Raw genomic sequence first — 20,094 nt, 5'->3', positions numbered from 1 at the left:
ATCCTCCCTCATACTTTGTTTAGTACAGAATCAATTAGTTTTTTTATATCTATTTTTTTCAAAGGGGTCATTGGCCATTCGTCAATGAAATACATCTCATCTGGAATTTTGAATGGAGCAATTCCTTTTTCTGACAAATAATCCCTTAATTCTTTAATTGCTATATCTTTCTTTGCTTTTATAAACGCACAAATTTTTTCTCCTAATATTTCATCTGGAATAGGTGCTACGATGCTTTCTTCAATATACGGATGATCAGCTAAATACTCTTCTATTTCTTTAGGAGATATTTTCTCTCCGCCTTTATTTATCTGATTTTTTATACGCCCAACAATATGAATATTATATTTTTCATCAAAATATCCCAAATCTCCCATACGGAAAAATCCATCTATAGTAAATGACTCTTTATTTTCATTTTTATAATAATGTGTAATAGTATATGGTCCTTTAGCAAGAATTTCCCCTGTTTTTCCCGGTAAAACCTCAACTCCACTATCATCAACTATCTTTATCTCATCCTCCGGTAACAAAGGTTTTCCCTGACAACTGCATATAGTTTCAATAGAATCCGATAAATCTGTGCAGCATACGACACTTTCAGTTGCACCATATAACTGTTGAATTTTACACTTCAATAATTCACATGCCTTTTCTGCTATTCTATTTTCAAGCGGTGCTCCACCAACTTGCAGTACTTGCAATGAAGTTAAATTATAAGAATTATCCCACTCTAAAACTTCAATCCATATTTTCAATAATGACGGGACAACTGAGGTTATATTAACTTTCTCTCGTTCTATTATTTTAAAAACTGAATCATAATTTACATCATCACAAACAATTACAGTTCCTCCTTTTAATAAGGTTCCTAAAATTCCAGGGCTGCAAAAAGCAAATTTATGTGGAATAGGTAAAATAGCCAAGTATTTCGTGTCCTCGTTCATATTACACTTTTCTGAAAAAGCATTCGCATAAACATATAATTGCTCATACTCCAACGGAGCAAGCTTAGGAAAACCTGTTGTCCCACCTGATAACATTAAATTTGCAACCGCGCTTTTGCTTTCATGTTTTATCTCACACAATTCGCATTTAATATTAGCTTTCAGCTCTTCAATACCTAGGCATTTTACATGAATACCTTCTTCATGTATTCTATTTATGTTTTTTTGGTAAAAAGAACAATTTCCCTTTTGTGAATAAATATATGCTGTTGCCTGCGTTTCTTTAATAATATGGCAAATTTCGGTTTCCCTATATTCCTGGACAACGTTTATTCCTACAGCACCTAATTTATAAATAGCAAAATTAACCTGCAAAACCTCAAAACTATTGGGGAGCTGTATTACCACATGATCTTCGCTACAAATTCCTGAATGTTGCAAACGGCTAGCCATTTCTTCAATGCTCTTACCCAGTTCAAAATAGGTAAATGATTTTTGATTTTCTACTACTGCAACATTATCTTTAAATTTCAGACAACACTCCTCTAAATATCTATCTAATGATTTCATTTTTACTCCCTTCTATAGTTCTTAAGTTAGCAGTGACTTACTTGATCATACAAAAGTACTAACTACAAATTTAACAATATATTTTTAATAGTATTAAGAACTGCTTTTTCATTTGTCTTAATAAAAAAATGTTCTCCTGAAAACATCCTCAATACACATGGAAAATCAGTATACTCTTTCCATTCCTTCAATTCCTCTTCAGATGCTTCAGGATCTTCTTTTCCTCCCAATATAGTAATTGGGCATCGAATTTTTCTTTTCTCTGTATAAAAATATGTTTCATCCAATTCAAAATCTGCTCTAAGCATTGGAAGAAAAATTTCCAGTAATTCCTGATTCTCTAAAATCTCATTTGGCGTACACTTAAATCTTTTTATCTCTTTGATAAAAGCCTCATCTGGCAACGCATGAATAGGATTCTTTTCTTGAAAATGAGGTGCTCTACTTCCAGAGACAATTAAGTGGCGAATTTTGTTATGAGATACTTGTTCATAATACTTTGTAAACTCATATGCAATCCTGGCACCTATACTATGCCCAAACAGTACACAATTTGTAGAAATTCCATGTCCTATTTCCTTATATATTAATCGAACTAATTCTTCCATATTTGTAAAAGGTTTTTCAGAAAATCTACTCTCATGGCCAGGATATTGAATTGCTAAAACGTCAGCTACATCCATAAGCTGCTGCTTCCAACTATAAAATACAGACGCTCCACCGCCTGCATATGGAAAACATATAAATTGAATCTTATTATTCTTCATCGCTTCCAGCTCCTATCTCAAAAAATTTTCTATAACTATTGCAACTTTTTTCCATTCAGGATCCAGCATCATATCATGTGTTAAATCATCAAACATGACTATTTTTCCATGATAAAACTCTGCAGTCTTGCGAATTGCACTACGGGTTAGCATTATATCGAATTTACTTCCCAACACTAAAACAGATACGCTAGGGTTAAAGTTTTTAGACACAATAGGTTTTAAAGTTGTTATATTTGTTCTTATAGAATCTTTTTGAATTTTTTCACAATATTCTTTTCTTTTTGTTAAGCTAATTTTATTCGACAAAAATAATGATCCCACATCGTTTATTGAGTGAATATTTTTGCGAAAATTTATAGTTCCCAGTTTCAAGAATTTCCAAGGATGACGAAGTGCAAAATGTCCCATATCAAATAACATTCCAGTGGGTGGAATAGATGAAATCAATACCATTTTCTCAACTTTTTCAGGAAATTGTTCTAAAAATAATTGTACGATTGCACCTCCAAAAGAATGACCTATTAATATCGCTGAGTCCAATTGTTTTTTGATAAACACGCTATTAACATCTGCTACATAATCAGAAAGCGTAAATGATTCTAATTTTTCAAATCCATCACTTTTCCCGTGCCCCCCTCAAGCTTAAAGCATAACAATCATATCCTATACGGCTAAAATAAGGCATAAAAAACTCTTTCCAACACCAAGCTCCCTGATAAGCACCATGAACAAAAACAATTGCTCCCCTCTTACAATTATCCTCATTTTTTGCATACTGTGATAGAATCTCTAAACACATTTTCGGTGCTCCCTTCCGGCCAGAGAAATACTCTCTGGCCCATTTCATTTCTTTTCGTAATATTTCTTTATTTTATTAAAACTTTCATCACTTATTGCATGTTCTATTTTACATGCCTCTTTCTCGGCAACTTGCGGATCAACTCCTACATCAATAAAACTTTTTTTAAAAAAGCAATGTTTTTCATAAGTTTTACTGGCCATTTCAATTCCTTTATCTGTCAATACTAAATTACCGCTGTCATCTAAACATAAGTATTCTTTTTTCCTTAATTCTTTTACTGCATGACTAATAGATGGTTTTGAAAATCCCATGTATCTCGCCACATCAACAGATCTAACAACTCCATATTTATGTTTCAAGATATAGATTGCCTCTAAATAATTTTCAAGAGATTCTCCCAGATTCAGTTTTCACACCTCCTATAATTTCCAACTTTTAATGGATTTTTCTTTTTCCCACATAGTTTTATAAAGAGGCACTGACTGCAATAATTCATCATGCTTTCCGCAATCCTGCAATACTCCGTCAGATAGCACAAGTATCTGATCTGCATTTTGGATATAAGACAAAGTATGCGATACAAGGAAAACAGTTTTGCCTTTAATCATTTCTTCGATACCTTTTTGAATTATAACGGCATTTTCCGCATCAAGACTGGAAAGAGCTTCGTCTAAAAGGATAATTGGAGAATCTTTCAGAATTGCTCTTGCAATCGCAACTCTCTGACGTTCACCGCCGGATAGACTTGCGCCGCCCTCACTGATAACTGTCTGATAACCCTGCGGAAGTTTTTCTATAAATTCGTGACAATGGGCTTTCTTCGCCGCTTCTATTACCTGTTCGTCCGTTGCGTTCTGGTTTCCCATGCGGATATTATTCATCATCGTATCTTGAAACAGATACACGTCCTGAAAGACGATGCTGACATGGCGAATCAGATCGTTATGCTCTAAAGTTGTCGTGTCCTGCCCATTCAAAAGGATTCTCCCGGTTTCAGGGGCAAGGAATCCCGGAATAAGATTTAGCAAAGTAGATTTTCCACTTCCAGAGGGGCCGACTAATGCGGTAATGGTTCCTGGATTTGCTGAAAAACTTATGCAGTTTACGGCCTTGCGTTTGCCGTCATAGCTAAATGACACATCTTCAAAGCGAACATCCGACTGCATATCTGTAAACGGCCTATTGCCCTGTGTTACATTTTCATCCGGTAAGTTATGGATTTCTGATATGTTGTCCAATGAAGCATTTGCCAGATTCATCATAGCAAAAGCCCCCATAAGTGCTTCCAATGGGCGGTAAAAGATAATTCCCATAATCGCAAAAAACAGATAAGTAGCAGGAGCCAATGCGCCGGAATGAATCAGAGAGATACCGATTCCCAAACTCAAAAACAACCCTATATTCAAACAAATTTTATAGGCCATATTCCAGTTCGTTAATGTAGATTCATAGCGGTCAGATGCAGTGCAATATTCATCTACCTGCTTTTCCACCAGTTTCCCGGAATCTTCCAGTCGGTATGCTTTAATCGTCTCCATACCCTGCACATATTCCAGCGTTGAATCAATCATAGCCACCTGACTATTTTTCTTTTGCTCTCCACATTGCACCATATTTTTTTGAAATCGTTGATACAAAAGATAGCCAGGTATAATCCCTACAAGGAGAAGCAGAGCCATTCGCCAATCCACGATAAGAAGCATGAGTGCGAAAATGACGGTCATAGCCATACTGGAAATAAAACCGGCGATAATCTCCATAATATTCATTTCCACAAAACCTAAGTCCGTTGTAAACAGAGAAGTAAGCTGGCTGATCTTGTCTTTTGTAAAATAATGAAGCGGGAAACGTTTAATTTTAGCTGCAATCGAGAGCCGTTCATCCCTCATCATGGCATAAGATACCGGGCGCTGTTTTGCAATCGTAAAGTAATAGAAAACGAAATGCAAGACAGTATAGGCCAGAAAAGTAAGACTATATCGCAGCAAACTTTCTCTTGTAAAGGAACCGTTCAAAATATCCCTCAATACAAGGAACAAAGTAAAGTAGATTGCACCCTCACAGACAGAGGTCAACGCCTGAAAAAGCCACGCGAGATAAAGCTGCTTTTTACGTTCACCAGCTAGGTTTAAGAATTTCCGTATCATAGCAATCATGCGTCCGCACCTCCCATTTTCCACTGATCGGATTGCTCAAAGGCTGCCCACATATCCTGATAGGCAGAACAACGACTTATCAACTCATTATGTGTACCACAGTCAATAGCTGCTTCATGCTCCAGAACCACAATAGAATCTGCCTCTTTGATACTGGAAAGACGGTGTGCAATCACAAGTACGGTCTTTCCCTCCGACAATTTAGCTAAAGCCTTTTGGAGTAAATCCTCATTGTCGGCGTCAATGTAGGCTGTTGCCTCGTCAAGAATCACAACCGGCGCATTTTTCAGAATCGCCCTTGCCAATGTGATTCTCTGTTTTTCGCCGCCGCTCAATTTCGTTTCTTTGTCTATGATGGTGTCATAGCCTTTAGGCAAGCGCATAATAAAGTCGTGGCAGACAGCTTCTTTTGCCGCCTGTATCATTTCATCCTCGGTTGCCGCAGGATTTCCCATCATAATATTTTCCCGGACGCTCTTTTTGAGCAGAAAGGTGTTTTGTGTTACAAAAGAAATTTGAGCCATCAATTCAGATAGAGGAATTTTGTCTATCGGAACGCCCCCCAAACAAATACGTCCATCCGTCACATCCCAAAACCGGCAAATCAAACTGGCTGCTGTGCTTTTACCGCTACCAGAAACACCGACAAGCGCAGTCACTTTTCCATCAAGGACAGAAAAGGAAACATCTTTCAGCGCCGCTTGGTTTTCGCCACGGCCCAGGCCGCCCTCTCTGTCTCCTTCGGAGCCATTCACCTTGTAAGAGAATGTAACGTGTTCAAAAGAAATCGTGTGGTTTGGAAGTTCAGCATGTGACGCAGTATCAGGCATTTCATCCAACTTCAAAATATCGTCAATCTTTTTTGCAACAGAAGCGTTCATGCCTATGTAGTCAAAATTGTTTGAAACAGTTTCCAGCGGAATCAACATAGCAAGGCCCATAAACAGATACATGATAAAACTGGCTGCCGTTACGCTCCCGGAAAGATACATCAGACCGGCAAGCGGAAATAAAAATACAAGATTGCTATTTAAGTCGGCATGATTAAAGGCAACATACTTCAAGCAGCTTTGGAACCATTCTGTCACAACGGTACTGTAAGTGCGGATGCTTTCTGCCAGACGGCCATAGGTGGATTCGTCCGCAGAAAATATCTTTAGTTCTTTCATTCCGTTAATATATTCCACGGTCTTAACGCTGACATCAGCAAATGCCTGATTAAATTCATCCATCTTTTTCATCTGAACCATAATCATCAGAACGCCGACAATGATAAAAAGCACAACAGGAATCAACATGATACCTGCCACCCGAACATCCAATATTACCAACAGGATTTCCATACACAGCGGTACGGCAAGGCCGGAAATGATTTCCGGGATGTTGTGCGCATAAAAAGTTTCCAACTGCTCCATGTTATCCACGATAATGGTTTTGACCTGTCCGGATGCAGTTGTTTTTACATATCCCATTGGTAAACAGGCGATTTTACGGAACAGTTTTTTGCGTGTTTCGCCCAATGTCTGATAAGCTACCTTATGTGAGATTTTTGTACCGGTTCCAAACAGCAGATGCTTCAAGATGATCGCTACAGCGATCAAACACACATACCGATACAGGTTCCCGGTCTGCTCATTCAGAAAGCAGGTTACAATACCCAAAACGCCAAAATAAGGCAGAATACCGCATAAAACAGACAGGACGCAACAGATTACCGCGCCGATCAATCTATGCTTATTTTTCTTATCAATCAATCCGAACAGGGCTTTTATATCCCCCATTACAATCCATCTCCTCCCTAAACAGCAGATATTCGCAATACCCAAAGGGCACGATGTCCGCTTTTCTACTTGCTCATAGAAATATCCTGTTTACAGGTTATTTCTAAATAGTGAAATTCCAAAATCTTCCCGGTACTCCATTTTGCCAACCAGATATAGCAACAGTTCCATTACCTTAATACGCATAAGATAATTGCGGTATTGTTCCGGCAGTAAAAGCAATTCTGTGAAGATATGCTCCACACTTTTTGCCGCAGGAGCCACAAAACAGCCGCCCGCTGTAAAAAGCCCCTGAAAATCCATATCCTCATTAAAAGCAACTGTTCCCAGCATGATATTTAAACTGTTTATGATCTGCGGCAGATAGACCACCACAGAAACGCCAATAAACGGTTTTCCTCCAAAGTCACAGCTTTTCAACCGGTTTGCACCATTAAAAACAGAAATATAGTGATCGCTCATTGTAATATCCGACTGGTCGCAAAACAGCATATTCATTCGTCCATGAAAGCAATAGGTAACTTCAATGAAACGCTCTTTGCATTGAATGTTCTTTTGAATCGGAGCTGTGATATACACATTACTATAAACAATTTCAGCACCAGGCATCACTTCAAAACTCTGCATAGTGCCTTTTCCAAATTTCGGAGAAATTGAGTATATCTTTGAATCCTTTTCAACGGAACAGTCACCAATCAACTCATGGAAAAACAGAATGTCATTTTCCATTCGCCTCAACACTCTGTCTCCTTTCTGACCGCAGGAAAAATTCTTGCAGCCGATGCAGATTATCAGGGGAAAGCGGATAGTCCTCCTGCTGTTTTCCGTTATCCAAATGGATTACTCTTGAACAAGCCGCCGCTAAAAACTCATAGTCATGGGTCACAACAAAAATCACTTTTCCCATTTGTGAGAGCGTCTGGAATAATCCCACAACCTGAGTCATGCTATCATAATCAAGTCCACTGGTTGGTTCATCAAAAATCAGAATATCTTTACGGCATACCATACTGACCGCCACAGCCGCCCGCTGCTTCTGGCCGCCAGAAAGCGTATTGGGATGATGGGTACGGTAGTCATAGATACCTAACCGCTCCATTGCCTGCTTTGCCGCATCCAGATCAGGGTGTCTGATCCCGAATACACATTCTTTTTCCAACGTATCAGCAAATAACTGATAGCTGACATCCTGCATTACCATATAGGAGCGCTTTAACCTGCTCTTTGCATTCAACTCTTTACCGTTCCAAAGAATCTGCCCCGTACAGTTTGTATGCAGGCCGCATAGTGTCCTGGAAAAAGTGGACTTTCCAGCTCCATTATGACCAATAATGCCTATGATTTCTCCCGGTGCGGCACTGAGATTCAAATTATCCAGAATCAGCTTTTTCTTGTAGAACAAGGCCAGATTCCGAACCTCCAATATCGGCTTACGTGAACTTCCTGCAACTACACAAGGCTTTATTTTTGATAAATCCAAAGCACGGAGTCCCATACTGTTACGTTGCTCTTCCGAAATGGAAAGAAACTCATTCGGTGAAAACACCGCAGCTACAGCCCCGTCTTGCATATATACAATGCGGTCAACCAAATCCTTGAGATAATAAATCCGATGCTCTGCAATTAAAATTGTTTTACCCTGTTTTTTCAGCAGTTCAAGTGTACGCCTTAAATCCTCTATGGCATCTATGTCCAGATTGGAAGATGGCTCGTCCAGCAGATATATGTCCGGGGACATGGCATAGACGGATGCAAATGCTACTTTCTGTTTCTCGCCGCCTGATAATTCAAAAATACTCCTCCCAGTCAAATGGGCTATATCCAATTCCGTAACCGTCTTTGAAATTCGCTCTTTCATTTTTTCTCTTGGATATGTCAAGTTTTCCATTCCAAAGGAAATTTCACTGTCTGTATCAACATTGAAAAATTGGGAGCGTGGATTTTGAAATACAGACCCCACATACTCTGATACCTCATACATGGGATAATCCTGTATATTTTTACCGTCAACATAGGTTGTGCCGGTAACTTCTCCCGGATAAAAATAAGGGATCAGACCATTTACAAGACGTGTCAATGTAGTTTTTCCACAGCCGCTCCGTCCGCAAAGCAATACGCACTCGCCTTTATGGATTGTCAGATTAATGTCACGCAGTCCTCCATGCTGCATGGATTCCTGATAGGTAAAAGAAACCTTTTCAAAACGGATCATCAGCCTATCCCCCCTTTCAATTTCAGCCAGACAGAAACGAACATAAACATGGTAAACAGAATAACACATATCACATCTGCAATGCTAAAATGGATTTCCTGCAGGCAGGTTCGTGGTTTTGGATTCTCCAATCCCCGCGTAACAGCCGCCGCCGATAATTCATCAGCTACTTTCAGGGCAGACATCATCATAGGAACATAGATGCACTCCACTGTACGGGCCGGATGCGTCAACAGGCTCTTGACATTGGGGGCCACGTCACGCATACGCATAGCATCGCTGATGTAGCCCCAATCTTCATGTACCATAGGGAAATAGCGCAGCATGACTGTCAGAGGAATAATCATAGCTTTTGGCATATGAATACGGTTCATTGCCGCCATAAATTCATTCGCTCTTGTGGTGCTGACTAATATCCCTCCGAGCATGGCACAGGGAAAGATTTTACGGATAAATACGGTAAATGTTACAATGGCAATCTGTAAAGTTCCTGTCAGATAATTTGTACCAACGATATGCAGAAGTACCATTCCCGTATAAACCGCAGCCATTTTTACCGTAAACCGCTTTGCGCCTACAAGGATGCCGAGGATTACGACACAGGCAACCAGAGCAATTTCATAAACCAGAGAGGGTGCAAGAAACAGAGTCACATTCCCTACAATAAGCAGATACAATTTAGTACGGGGGTCTAAATGTAATGCAGCAAGCGGATCTTTTGTTTGTAATTGCAGTTCCATTACACTACTCCGGCCTTTTCAAAATGCTTTTTCAAAAGTTTCTGGCCTAACAAACCACTAAGAGCGGCACAGATCAGCACACCAATAATCATAGCTGGAAGCATCCAGTTTTGAGCGGTGGAAACCATTGTATCCATGTAAGCCTGTTCCGTCCCTTTTTCAACCAGATAGTTCACATAAGCGTCGCGGTCGAACCACAGCATCCCATAGGAGAATACAGGACTGATAACAAAAACCATATAGGACAACAGGTTACGTCCCTTGTTTCTAAATTTTCCGGAACCGGCCAGCAGATCAGCCACGACCCCGAGAATACAATAGGCCAGACACATAGACCAGTACATTCCGAGTACAAACAACACTCCACCCACCAAAATACCGGTGACGATGATCGGTCCATGCTTCGGCACCTTTGCCAGAATCAGCATATAAACCGGGCCGCAAAGCAATGCGATAGACAGCGGGCAAAGGAATGTCAGTACGGGAAAGAATCCAAAGATAGCCTCACCAATCATGGCGCATACCATATACAGGGCAGCAAGGATTCCAGTGGTAATCAGATCGCGTACAGACAATCCTTTTTTCATTTGTTGCGAATTAGACATTTTCAACGTCCTCCTAATTTTTATTTGTTGGCGGAGCTTCATTGACCTAATGACAAAAACATGATAGAATCGTCATAGTTAGAAAGCTCTAACTACCAACAAAGTCATTTTATACAGCGTTTTCCAGAGTGTCAAATATGGTCAAAAAGGTCGATAGGCATTAATAAAAGAGAGAAATTACCGTGTATATCAGTGTTTTTTCCTTTTTGCTTATTGGGAAACGTGATATTTTGGAGCATAAAAAAAGATATTGCGGATTATTCTATCCGCAAAAGAAATGGGGTAAAAGAGATGTTTGCTGATTCTCCACAAGCTGTCCACGAATTAGGGGATGCTTCTTTTTACTTGTACGATTATCATTTTCGGCAGGATAATCATAATGGAATTTTTACTTTGAAGCCACAAAACCAGCAAGGATATGGTAATGTCTATCAAGTTCAGCCGGCGAATGGATTGTTTCTGTCAACCGGAAACTGGACACCCTATGCACCAATGGAACGTAAATACACAATCAACCAGCCTCTGGTAAAAATTTATTATTTGGAATCCGGTGGTGTTACCCTAATTCAAAACGGTAAAAAAGCCCAGCCTATCACAGAAGGAATACACCTCTATTTGAACAAACCATCGCAGGGACGGGTGTTATACCAGCCCGATATACCGATCCGTTATGCATCGGTGTTGTTATTTGAAGACTACATAGCAAAAAATCTTCAAGAGCGGTTCACTTCGGACGATTTTGATTATGCAGAAGTCTACAACTGGAAATCTTTTGACTATAATACTCCGGAAATCGGTGCCCTTTTTTTGCAGATACGAGACAAACTGATAGCTGGTGAAACGTCACGCCTTTACTATGAAAGCAAGGTAGGCGAGTTGCTTTCTATTGTAGCCGGAAATTTTCACAAACAGCAACAAGAAATCATGTTAAACCAACAGCCTTTTTCGCAACAAGAAAAAAAAGCATTGGAAGCTGTACGGCATGCCATTGAGCAAAATATCTTAAATCCACCTGAAATGTCACAGCTTTGCAAGATATCCGCAATGGGACAAACAAAACTTCGGGAATCGTTCAAGGCCATGTATGGAGTTCCTGTTGGATATTATATTCGCCAGGCGAAAATGCGGTATGCACTTCTATTACTGTCTAAGCCGAATCTGACAATCGGTAATATTGCAGAGCATTTAGGCTATGCCAACGCAAGTAAATTCTCCGCTGCGTTCCGTAAGGTTTATGGAAAGTCTCCAGAAAAATATCGAAACCCCAAAAGATGAAGATAGTCCCACTTACCCTATCTTCATCTTTTGGGTATAGCATATCTACTCAATGTCATTTAGTTAAGGTGCTTTCCAGTGGTTTCATCATTATGAAGCCACTGGTTTTTTTGTTGTCAAATTTAAAAATTATTACATATCAAATATACCTGAACTCATAATACTAAAGTTCATCTCATTTCCTGTTATCTCTCTTCCCATATATCCCTCAATAAAATCAAAGTATCCATCTGAGCCTGAACGTTTTTCCCATGTGTCAATGGATTCTTTGATCCTTAACAGGCACATTACCGGAAATTTATAGTATTCTTTCACCTGTTCCTGTGACAGCATATCCACATGGAACTGTTCTTTTAACAGTTCCATTATCTCATGATTCGTATAAGGGTCAAATGCCATAAGCAATGCCCTTTCAAGCATTTCATTTTCTCTATTTCTAAACTTTCCTGTATCATATTCTTCACCACTGTAATTCACTTTTACATCAAATAACGCCAGGGCAATAGCCTCCCTTAGTCTACGGCTGTTTGCCCCTGGGTATTCGCGGTGTATTTTTAACACATTTCCCTCCATTGGCAACAGCAGCATGGCGTATGTTTCTTCTTCTCCCTTTCGGATCTTTCCAAATTCCCTCTCCATCTGTGAATAGATTTTTTCAAACTGGTATAACTGCATGATTGTTTTCCCTCACATATTCCCATGTTTTTTCAAAAAAAGCTTGACAGATCAGCCGATATATGTTTCATAAACGTTGATTATAAACATATTTCAAGGAGGTACCTCATGGCCCACATTTTCTTATCACAATTAAAAACAGTTCTCAATAACTACATTGACGAACTGGAGCAGATCCATTTTTTATTCTCCAGGAATCCGGAAACCGATTTTACCAGGAAGCGTAAACTTACTTTTAAAGAATATATACAGTTTATGCTTCTGATGCAGGGCAAAACGGTTTCAAATGAAATCCTGGATTTTTTCAGCCATTCCCTGTCCGCACCGTCAAAATCAGCATTCACACAGCAGCGTTACAAGCTTCTTCCTGAAGGATGGGATTTCCTGTTCCATTCCTTTGTAACACAGTGCAGGTCCCTGTCTGATGACCTGTATTGCGGCTACCGGCTTCTGGCCTGCGACGGCTCCGATGTGAATATAGCCAGAAACCCGTCTGATGAAAGGAACTTTCATCCATGAAGGTGAAAAAGGCTACAACGCTGTCCATATCAATGCACTCTATGACATCATGAATAAAACCTACTGTGACTTTCACGTACAGGGAAAGAAAAAGCTCCATGAGCGTGCAGCACTGAACCTCATGGTTGACCGTTATTCAGATCCTGCTCCTTCCATCCTGATGGCAGACCGTGGTTATGAAAGTTTCAACACATTTGCACATCTTATCCGGAAAAACATGAAGTTTGTTATCCGTATGAAGGATATCGGCAGCAATGGGATCCTTTCCTCCTATGACCTTCCGGATGATGAGTTTAATACCCGGATAAAAACAACCCTCACCAGACGTCACACAAAGGAAACAGTTGGAGATCCAGATATTTATACGATCCTCCAGCCTTCCACGGATTTTGACTTTCTGGATGAAAAATGCCGGTATTATGATATCAGTTTCCGCATTGTCCGCATCCGGCTTGAAAATGGAAGCTATATTTGTATTGCAACAAATCTCCCAGAAGAGGAATTTTCCCTTAAGGATATAAAAAAGCTTTACAAAATGCGCTGGAGCGAGGAAACAAGTTTCCGGGAGCTTAAATATACGATAGGGCTTGTCAACTGGCACAGCAGCAAATATGATGGGATCCTGCAGGAGATTGCCGCCAGGATGCTGTTATACAATTTCTGTGAACTGGTCACTTCCCATGCTGTGATCCAGACAGCTGAAAATGTCAAACACGTTTATAAAATAAATTTCGCCACCGCAGTCAACATATGCAGGGCATATCTGAAAAACGGCGGTGACGAAACTGAGATCATGCTCCTCATACAAAGGCACCTGACACCAGTCAGATCCAACCGTAAATACCCTATCAACCTCCGACCAAAGAGAAATAGGGATTTCATGTATCGGGTAGCTTAAACCTCATCCCTATTATACATCTTAATGCGGCAGATGTGCAATCTGTCTTTTCGGTATGCCTGAAAATATTTTTGCAGCATATGTGAGTATTTTTCCATAATGTACAGTACAAGTTCTTCCATGACCGTCCTTAACTGAACAATGTTTCGGAAGATGTGATATACTTTATTTCGTTATTTGAACTTAACTAAATGACATTGCATATCTACTACTGTTTCATATTTTAGAACTGAATTCAATGCATAAAAAATCGCCACAGGATTTACCCATAACGGCTTTTCCTTTATTCTTGCTTTTTTCTCATAAAAAAGTGCAGCATTCTTACTTAGGCTATACAAAATATTTTTTATTGTCGAAGGAGAAACGACCAAACGTACTGCCACTACATTCACTGTGATATCTTTCTGCTTAATCAAATTGCTTAAACGACATATAACTGCTATTTTTATATCCACGGTATCGACACATTTTTTTCTTCTATTATTCTAACAGAAATCCGCAAAATTTTTATTTTGTCAGATGCAGAAAGACCCTGCAAGAACATTTCCGGTCCTACGCAGGTTTTTTCACTTATTATAAAATTTTCATATTTTCCCAATATGCCGGTTTGGAGCCACTATTCTACTTTCCTGCTGCTGCCAATCGTAAAAGTTTCTCATCTATGAAACAATTCCTTCGCCGTACTGTAGTTCCATTCCTCTTATCAATAATGGATAATACTATATTATCTACTTTTGGCCGCTATAAATGTAACGTATTAATCGAATCCTTTAACACTTCCAAATGTGTTTTCAATGACTATTTTGTTCCGTAAAACCAGTCATTGGCTCTTGCGAAATGCAATGGTATACAAAATTTTCTTTAAGGAGGATACTATCTTGACAAAGAGTATTTATGATAAATGTGCTAATGAAATAAATGAATTAATAACATTAGCCGAATTGACCAAAGACAAAAATCATATTATTACAGTATTTGACAATCCTTATAAAATTGAGGCTCCTTCTGGTATGATTTTCCCAATTGAAATTGAAGATGTAGAAGCCGGATTTTTATGTTCCTCAGCAAGGTATACAGGGTATAGTGATTATGACTCTTTTAAAAAAGATGTAACAAATAATAAATTTAAAAGTCCTAATACTGAATATCTCGTTTACAGCACATCGCAAATTGGTGTTGACGTTGAAAGGCGCTCTTTTGTACCTTGGTTATGTAAAGAGTATAATTTGCGGATTCTTACCTGTGATTCATACAGACTAAGTTTATTGATGAACAAAGCACATCACTTTTTTTTACTTAAACCATTGGGACATATACCTGAAACAAATGTATATTATGGGCAAAAATCCTTACATGGCACTATTCAGTCTGAATATGTTATTTTAAAGCCTGCGCTAGAATGTGCAGCTGTTGGAGTAAAGAAAATTAAAAATAATGATATTCAGATTAGGGATGAAGTATTTCGTATGAGGAATCTTTACAATCAAAATATCATTATTCAAGAATACATTGATGGTTATGAAGTTTCTGTACCGGTAATAAATAAAGGTAATAAGTATATTTCGCTACCACCTGTATGGGTTACATTTGAAGGTGATATTCTTACATATGCAGCAGTTGATGATTTTAAATATGGATTTAAAGTTTTGCCAGATAGTAGTTTTCCTTATAATGATGTTATTCCTAAATTACTCCATCATGCTGAACAAATTATGTCTTTTTTGGGGACGAATGGTTTGACCAGAGTAGATTATCGCATCAAAAATGCAGAGGAATACTATGTGTTTGATATAGCAGCACTTCCTGTTCTTGCTAATACAGGTACCTGTATGCAATCATTTAAGTATCTATTTGATAACCAGAATAGTCTATTTAAAGCCATTATCGGTTCAACATTGTTTCAACATTAATCGGTCCAATAATTTATATCAGAAAATAATAGCAATCGGACATAATTATCAGAGCAATAACCCGTAGATAATGTTTGTCGAACAGAAAGCGGCATTATAACATTTTCTACAGGTTTTGCTTTTTGATAAATTTCCATCATAAGATTACATCGTTTTTGTAAAAATGGATAAGAAAAAATCGGCACTAATTTTTGCTCTACTAATTGTTTGCATGATTGTTCTAGCAAATAAGCTTTTTGGCTATCTCCGCACAAATATTCAATGGCCGCTAAATTTGTTTGAAGTAAATATCTACAGTATACACTTTGACTTTGTACCCGACATTGCTGCAATGATTTACGCAATAATACACATGCTTTACGTGTATGACCAGCCGCGGTCAGTAATATTGAATAATTTGAAGCACATATAAACGGCTCATGCATTCTGCTTCGTATGTAATCTTGATTCCATACTAGTTTGTCATATTTATCAAGCAAAGATTGAGCGTTAACTGGACTATTCATATACAAATCTGCAAATATATGCATCTGCAAAAGGATTCCCCAGTAGCGTTCTAAATTATTGCTTTGTATGAATTCTACAGCTTCGTCCAAAATTTGGTAACTTTGTTTATATTTATTTCGCCACATTAAATCACATGCATAATTACATGCAGCTCTTAAATATTTCTTATAATATCTATCCTTATTTCGCCTAAGTATATGATAGCCCTCTTCTAAAATACGAATCTTGTCTGGAACATTTGAAATAATGTTTATTTTAAGCAAGAAAGACGCATATCGTATTTCCCATTGTTTTATAGTAAACGTATTACTTTTTCTTATATGTGCTCTATATAAATCACATATTTCAAAATATTTGTTAAAAAGAATTCGCTGTTTTTGATTTGACTGATCACTAATATAGGTCTCCAATAATAACGATTTTTCTTGTAATCGTAGTAATAATTCGTTATTTCCTATTAGTTTGGCACAATTGTTGATTGCGGAATCTACTAATAAAAGTTCTTCTTTAATAATTCCTGTATCATAATCAATTATTCGTCCAGCACACATTTCTCTAAGAAAAATCAATTCGAGAACAAATTCTGGTATATAAATCGAAAGTATAAAAATTTTATCTTTCCAAATGCCTTTTTCATTCAAAAAAGCATTAATATTGTTGTAACATTCTCTATATTCATTATGATTATATAATTTATACGAATTCTCTAAAGCCATAAAAAAGTCAGCATACGGAGAGTTTCCTAGAAAATCACTTAATTCTAAAAGTTCCTCATTTGTTCCATATATATCTCCTCTTGCTATAGAACAATATGCTAGAATTGAATTTGCATAAGAATTGTCATAATTTTCTATTTTTTTGTACAGTTTATATTTCAACACATAATTAAATGGCGCTATATTTTCTAATTCTCTAACAAATATTTCATATCTATGCAAAGCAATATAATCAGGAATTGATTTTCTTATACTATTTCGCAACAAATCTGGCACTTTATAAAATATGTTTTTATCAATTTCCAATCTATCTATTAATGAATTAGCTGTAAGAATATCAAGTCCTTGTGATAGTTCGTAGTTTGTTAAATCCGATAAGAGTATTGTTAAATTAGCAAAGGACATCTGCTCATCAAATAACGATAATGGTAAAATAATTTTCTTAATATACGTGTTTTCCTTTGAAAGATTATCCAGTTTATCACTATAATAGAATTCAATATTCTGACACTTATCGCCTAATTTCAAGAGATATGTTATCGGTATATGACGTGCCAAACTATATATTGCTGGATCAACAAGCGTACTTAAATCCGTATCTGTAGGACAACAAATATTTACTTGTTCCATCTTAGTCAAATAATAACTATCAATAATTTTGTTTCTGCCTTCTATAGTTGTATCTATAACAACTAATATTTTTACGTTTTTTAATTTATGATATAGTACAGCATAAAGAATTTTATGCAAAAAAAGTAAAGATTTTTTGTCGAAATAATCTAGACCATCAAATACATATAATTGTTCTTTATTATACTTCTTCTTAGACATGAAAGATATAAATTCATCAATTTCGTTTTTTTCATCTGCCGAGAGAAGTGATTCTAATAAATTCTCAATACTCAAAAATGCTATGTTTGAAACAGTACTAGCAATATCCTTTAATATGCTTTTACCGTACTCATTACGTTGAAGTTTATCATGGAATTCTTTTTTTAGTTCCGGCGAAAGACAATTAAAGTCGCAAAATTTGTACTGTGGTTCAGAAGAAAAGAATGTAATAAAATAATTACTATTTTCCTTACAAAACTTTCTAATCAAAACAGTTTTTCCACTTTCTTTTTCACCCATTAACATAACAAGATTGTTATCTGACAATTTGTTTTTAAGTTTCTCAATGGTCTGATGTTGAAATTGAAATAGATCACACATAGAATACTCCTATAAATATATTCGTTACAATAATACAGGATAATATAGTATTATCCTCGAATTCCATTATATCAGATATATATAGAATTTACCATACTAACATATACGGTAACACAAATTTTCTACCTTTTCCGCCGTCACCTACAAGAGATGCAAATAGTCCATGTATCTCTGATAATTTCTCTAACTCTAACGACAAAAAGACCACCCTCTTTGGCCGGCCAGATACACACTTCAATATTCACTTAATTTCATGAAACGATTAAGCCACGTCTACAATACTCATACTATTTCTTGGATGCATTTCTCTAAGAATCTCTGCCTGCTTCTTTGCTGCTATGTGGATGTATATTTGGGTTGTCTTAATGGAACTGTGTCCTAAAATTTGTTGAACGCAGCTTACATCTACACCTTCTTCAATTAAATAGGTTGCAAATGAATGCCGGAACATATGAGGGGTAATGTTCCGCTCTATACCGGCCTGCTTCGCATACTTTTTTAGCATTGCTCGAATTGACTGTTCCGTATATCTCTTTCCCCTGTTATTAATAAAAAAACAACCACTTTTTTTGATTTCATTTTCATTCTCCATATAATATTTTTTTAAAATTGCAAGTACTGAGGAATTACTGATCTGGACGTATCTCTCTTTTCCGCCCTTTCCCATAATTCTGATCTGACCAGAATTCAGGTTTACACTGTCTTCTCGTATGGTAGATATTTCATACACTCTGGCACCTGTAGCAAAAAGGACTTCCACAACTGCTATATCCCTCAATTTGTATTTATAACCCGTTAAATCATACTCCTTCAGACAATTATACATGTAATTTAATAATATTTCTATTTCTTCCCGCGGTATTATCCTCGGAAGAGTCAAGTTTTCTTTAAATTTAACTTTAATCTTCCTAAAAGGATTACACGATATAATCTCCTCTTCCTCCAAATAATTGTAAAAAGCCTTTAAAGTTGCGATTTTCCGCTTTACCGTTTTCTGCTTATATTTTTTATGTAATTCAGTAATATACGCTTCTATTTTTTCTTTATCTGGCTCATCACAACAAATAAATGCAAAGTACTGACGCAAATCAATCCGATATGCTTTGATCGTTTTTTTATCAAGTTCTTTTCTGTATTCACAATATTCCAAATATGGCACCAATTTATCCTGTATCCTCATTTCATAAAACCTCCATTGTCTTTATTATATAAACAACATACTATCGTTTTCAGTACTATTTTCAATAGATAGTTTTTCTGAAATAAGAAAAATCAAGGTATGATACCTGCTAATTTATAATCCATTCAGTTACCTTTTCATCGTAAGCGCTTAAATCTCGGGTAGCTTTACTAATTCCGTTTTCGAACTCATAATGATGATAGTAAATAGATTTTTACTACACTCTGCTTGATAGGAGCTAGAAATTTACTACACTTGGAGGTTTCATTATGGGTAACAAACGTGTACCAGGGCGTTCCCTGGACGAATGGATGGATCTGGTGATCCAGTGCAGGCAGAGTGGCCTGACAGATGCTGCATGGTGTAATAAATATGGGATCTCTCCCAGCTGTTTTTACAATGCAGTTACCCGTCTCCGAAAAAAAGCCTGTCAGATACCGGAACCAGCTGGAAAAGCCAGCACGCTTGATCTTACAGCCCATAAACAGGATGTGGTGCAGATCGCTATAGAACCTGAGTCTTCTCCAGCGGAGCTGATTTCTGATAGTGGGAGCGGTTCTACGCACCTTGCTACGAAAATAAAACTCGTAGCCAAAAACTGAACCTTGACAACAAATGT

General features: G+C 37.5%; 18 protein-coding genes and 1 pseudogene. 5 read left to right on the top strand and 14 right to left on the bottom strand.

What is annotated here, in order from left to right; translation table 11 throughout:
- Positions 1 to 8 precede the first annotated feature (8 nt).
- The 10 genes and pseudogenes from LJE12_RS01830 to LJE12_RS01785 all read right to left on the bottom strand — a co-directional run bounded on the left by LJE12_RS01830 (position 9) and on the right by LJE12_RS01785 (position 10,583).
- Entirely contained in the window at positions 9 to 1,517 is a 1,509-nt protein-coding gene (locus tag LJE12_RS01830) for an AMP-binding protein (protein WP_227226486.1), read from the bottom strand.
- A 62-nt stretch (positions 1,518 to 1,579) separates the two neighbouring features.
- Positions 1,580 to 2,284, bottom strand: a complete 705-nt coding sequence (locus LJE12_RS01825; protein ID WP_227226487.1) for a thioesterase II family protein — start codon at positions 2,282 to 2,284, stop codon at positions 1,580 to 1,582.
- A 12-nt stretch (positions 2,285 to 2,296) separates the two neighbouring features.
- A pseudogene (locus tag LJE12_RS01820) lies at positions 2,297 to 2,908 on the bottom strand (alpha/beta hydrolase); the annotation flags it as partial.
- Positions 2,909 to 3,130: 222 nt separating this feature from the next.
- A complete protein-coding gene (locus LJE12_RS01815; RefSeq protein WP_430393951.1) occupies positions 3,131 to 3,490 on the bottom strand; it encodes a metal-dependent transcriptional regulator in 360 nt (119 codons plus the stop codon).
- 18 nt (positions 3,491 to 3,508) lie between these two features.
- On the bottom strand, positions 3,509 to 5,245 hold the full coding sequence (locus LJE12_RS01810) for an ABC transporter ATP-binding protein (RefSeq protein ID WP_227226488.1): 1,737 nt from the start codon (positions 5,243 to 5,245) through the stop codon (positions 3,509 to 3,511).
- The gene (locus tag LJE12_RS01805) at positions 5,242 to 7,026 is read right to left on the bottom strand and encodes an ABC transporter ATP-binding protein (RefSeq protein ID WP_227226489.1); all 1,785 of its coding nucleotides are present in this window, start codon (positions 7,024 to 7,026) and stop codon (positions 5,242 to 5,244) included. The genes LJE12_RS01810 and LJE12_RS01805 overlap by 4 nt, the downstream gene beginning before the upstream one ends.
- Before the next feature lie 90 nt (positions 7,027 to 7,116).
- Positions 7,117 to 7,764, bottom strand: a complete 648-nt coding sequence (locus LJE12_RS01800; protein WP_227226490.1) for a hypothetical protein — start codon at positions 7,762 to 7,764, stop codon at positions 7,117 to 7,119.
- A complete protein-coding gene (locus LJE12_RS01795) occupies positions 7,745 to 9,238 on the bottom strand; it encodes an ABC transporter ATP-binding protein (RefSeq protein ID WP_227226491.1) in 1,494 nt (497 codons plus the stop codon). Before LJE12_RS01795 ends, LJE12_RS01800 begins: the two co-directional genes overlap by 20 nt.
- A complete protein-coding gene (locus LJE12_RS01790) occupies positions 9,238 to 9,978 on the bottom strand; it encodes an energy-coupling factor transporter transmembrane component T (RefSeq protein WP_227226492.1) in 741 nt (246 codons plus the stop codon). Before LJE12_RS01790 ends, LJE12_RS01795 begins: the two co-directional genes overlap by 1 nt.
- A complete protein-coding gene (locus LJE12_RS01785; RefSeq protein ID WP_227226493.1) occupies positions 9,978 to 10,583 on the bottom strand; it encodes an MptD family putative ECF transporter S component in 606 nt (201 codons plus the stop codon). Before LJE12_RS01785 ends, LJE12_RS01790 begins: the two co-directional genes overlap by 1 nt.
- A 222-nt stretch (positions 10,584 to 10,805) precedes the next feature.
- On the opposite strand from LJE12_RS01785, the gene LJE12_RS01780 reads away from it, so the two are divergent.
- Entirely contained in the window at positions 10,806 to 11,858 is a 1,053-nt protein-coding gene (locus LJE12_RS01780) for an AraC family transcriptional regulator (RefSeq protein WP_227226494.1), read from the top strand.
- A gap of 132 nt (positions 11,859 to 11,990) precedes the next feature.
- On the opposite strand, the gene LJE12_RS01775 is transcribed toward LJE12_RS01780, so the two are convergent.
- Complete coding sequence (locus LJE12_RS01775; protein ID WP_227226495.1) at positions 11,991 to 12,533, bottom strand: hypothetical protein; 543 nt, start codon at positions 12,531 to 12,533, stop codon at positions 11,991 to 11,993.
- Between the two features lie 108 nt (positions 12,534 to 12,641).
- Between LJE12_RS01775 and LJE12_RS01770 the strand changes: the two genes are divergently transcribed.
- Positions 12,642 to 13,052, top strand: a complete 411-nt coding sequence (locus LJE12_RS01770; protein WP_227226496.1) for a hypothetical protein — start codon at positions 12,642 to 12,644, stop codon at positions 13,050 to 13,052.
- Complete coding sequence (locus LJE12_RS01765; protein ID WP_227226497.1) at positions 13,030 to 13,950, top strand: IS4 family transposase; 921 nt, start codon at positions 13,030 to 13,032, stop codon at positions 13,948 to 13,950. The genes LJE12_RS01770 and LJE12_RS01765 overlap by 23 nt, the downstream gene beginning before the upstream one ends.
- A 173-nt stretch (positions 13,951 to 14,123) precedes the next feature.
- Here LJE12_RS01765 and LJE12_RS01760 read toward each other — a convergent pair whose 3' ends face one another.
- Entirely contained in the window at positions 14,124 to 14,405 is a 282-nt protein-coding gene (locus LJE12_RS01760; RefSeq protein ID WP_227226498.1) for a hypothetical protein, read from the bottom strand.
- 423 nt (positions 14,406 to 14,828) lie between these two features.
- Between LJE12_RS01760 and LJE12_RS01755 the strand changes: the two genes are divergently transcribed.
- Positions 14,829 to 15,860, top strand: a complete 1,032-nt coding sequence (locus LJE12_RS01755; protein WP_227227151.1) for an ATP-grasp domain-containing protein — start codon at positions 14,829 to 14,831, stop codon at positions 15,858 to 15,860.
- Here LJE12_RS01755 and LJE12_RS01750 read toward each other — a convergent pair.
- Together LJE12_RS01750 and LJE12_RS01745 are read right to left on the bottom strand one after the other, a co-directional pair.
- Positions 15,857 to 18,295, bottom strand: a complete 2,439-nt coding sequence (locus tag LJE12_RS01750; RefSeq protein WP_227227150.1) for a hypothetical protein — start codon at positions 18,293 to 18,295, stop codon at positions 15,857 to 15,859. The genes LJE12_RS01755 and LJE12_RS01750 overlap by 4 nt on opposite strands.
- 262 nt (positions 18,296 to 18,557) lie before the next feature.
- On the bottom strand, positions 18,558 to 19,475 hold the full coding sequence (locus LJE12_RS01745; RefSeq protein ID WP_227227157.1) for a tyrosine-type recombinase/integrase: 918 nt from the start codon (positions 19,473 to 19,475) through the stop codon (positions 18,558 to 18,560).
- A 269-nt stretch (positions 19,476 to 19,744) separates the two neighbouring features.
- On the opposite strand from LJE12_RS01745, the gene tnpA reads away from it, so the two are divergent.
- Positions 19,745 to 20,077 carry an IS66 family insertion sequence element accessory protein TnpA gene (gene tnpA / locus LJE12_RS01740; RefSeq protein WP_227227158.1) on the top strand — a complete coding sequence of 111 codons (333 nt, stop codon included), beginning with the start codon at positions 19,745 to 19,747 and terminating at the stop codon, positions 20,075 to 20,077.
- Positions 20,078 to 20,094 lie beyond the last annotated feature (17 nt).

The organism is Blautia sp. DFI.6.71, from assembly GCF_020593585.1.
Taxonomy (GTDB): domain Bacteria; phylum Bacillota; class Clostridia; order Lachnospirales; family Lachnospiraceae; genus Blautia_A; species Blautia_A wexlerae.
This window is presented reverse-complemented; position numbering and strand designations above follow the sequence as displayed.

Bases quoted from the DNA above. Each gene is read 5' to 3' on its own strand.
- LJE12_RS01830 (WP_227226486.1), bottom strand. From the start codon at position 1,517: ATGAAATCATTAGATAGATATTTAGAGGAGTGTTGTCTGAAATTTAAA.
- LJE12_RS01825 (WP_227226487.1), bottom strand. From the start codon at position 2,284: ATGAAGAATAATAAGATTCAATTTATATGTTTTCCATATGCAGGCGGT.
- LJE12_RS01810 (WP_227226488.1), bottom strand. From the start codon at position 5,245: ATGATTGCTATGATACGGAAATTCTTAAACCTAGCTGGTGAACGTAAA.
- LJE12_RS01805 (WP_227226489.1), bottom strand. From the start codon at position 7,026: ATGGGGGATATAAAAGCCCTGTTCGGATTGATTGATAAGAAAAATAAG.
- LJE12_RS01795 (WP_227226491.1), bottom strand. From the start codon at position 9,238: ATGATCCGTTTTGAAAAGGTTTCTTTTACCTATCAGGAATCCATGCAG.
- LJE12_RS01790 (WP_227226492.1), bottom strand. From the start codon at position 9,978: ATGGAACTGCAATTACAAACAAAAGATCCGCTTGCTGCATTACATTTA.
- LJE12_RS01785 (WP_227226493.1), bottom strand. From the start codon at position 10,583: ATGTCTAATTCGCAACAAATGAAAAAAGGATTGTCTGTACGCGATCTG.
- LJE12_RS01775 (WP_227226495.1), bottom strand. From the start codon at position 12,533: ATGCAGTTATACCAGTTTGAAAAAATCTATTCACAGATGGAGAGGGAA.
- LJE12_RS01770 (WP_227226496.1), top strand. From the start codon at position 12,642: ATGGCCCACATTTTCTTATCACAATTAAAAACAGTTCTCAATAACTAC.
- LJE12_RS01765 (WP_227226497.1), top strand. From the start codon at position 13,030: ATGAAAGGAACTTTCATCCATGAAGGTGAAAAAGGCTACAACGCTGTC.
- LJE12_RS01750 (WP_227227150.1), bottom strand. From the start codon at position 18,295: ATGTGTGATCTATTTCAATTTCAACATCAGACCATTGAGAAACTTAAA.
- LJE12_RS01745 (WP_227227157.1), bottom strand. From the start codon at position 19,475: ATGAGGATACAGGATAAATTGGTGCCATATTTGGAATATTGTGAATAC.
- tnpA (WP_227227158.1), top strand. From the start codon at position 19,745: ATGGGTAACAAACGTGTACCAGGGCGTTCCCTGGACGAATGGATGGAT.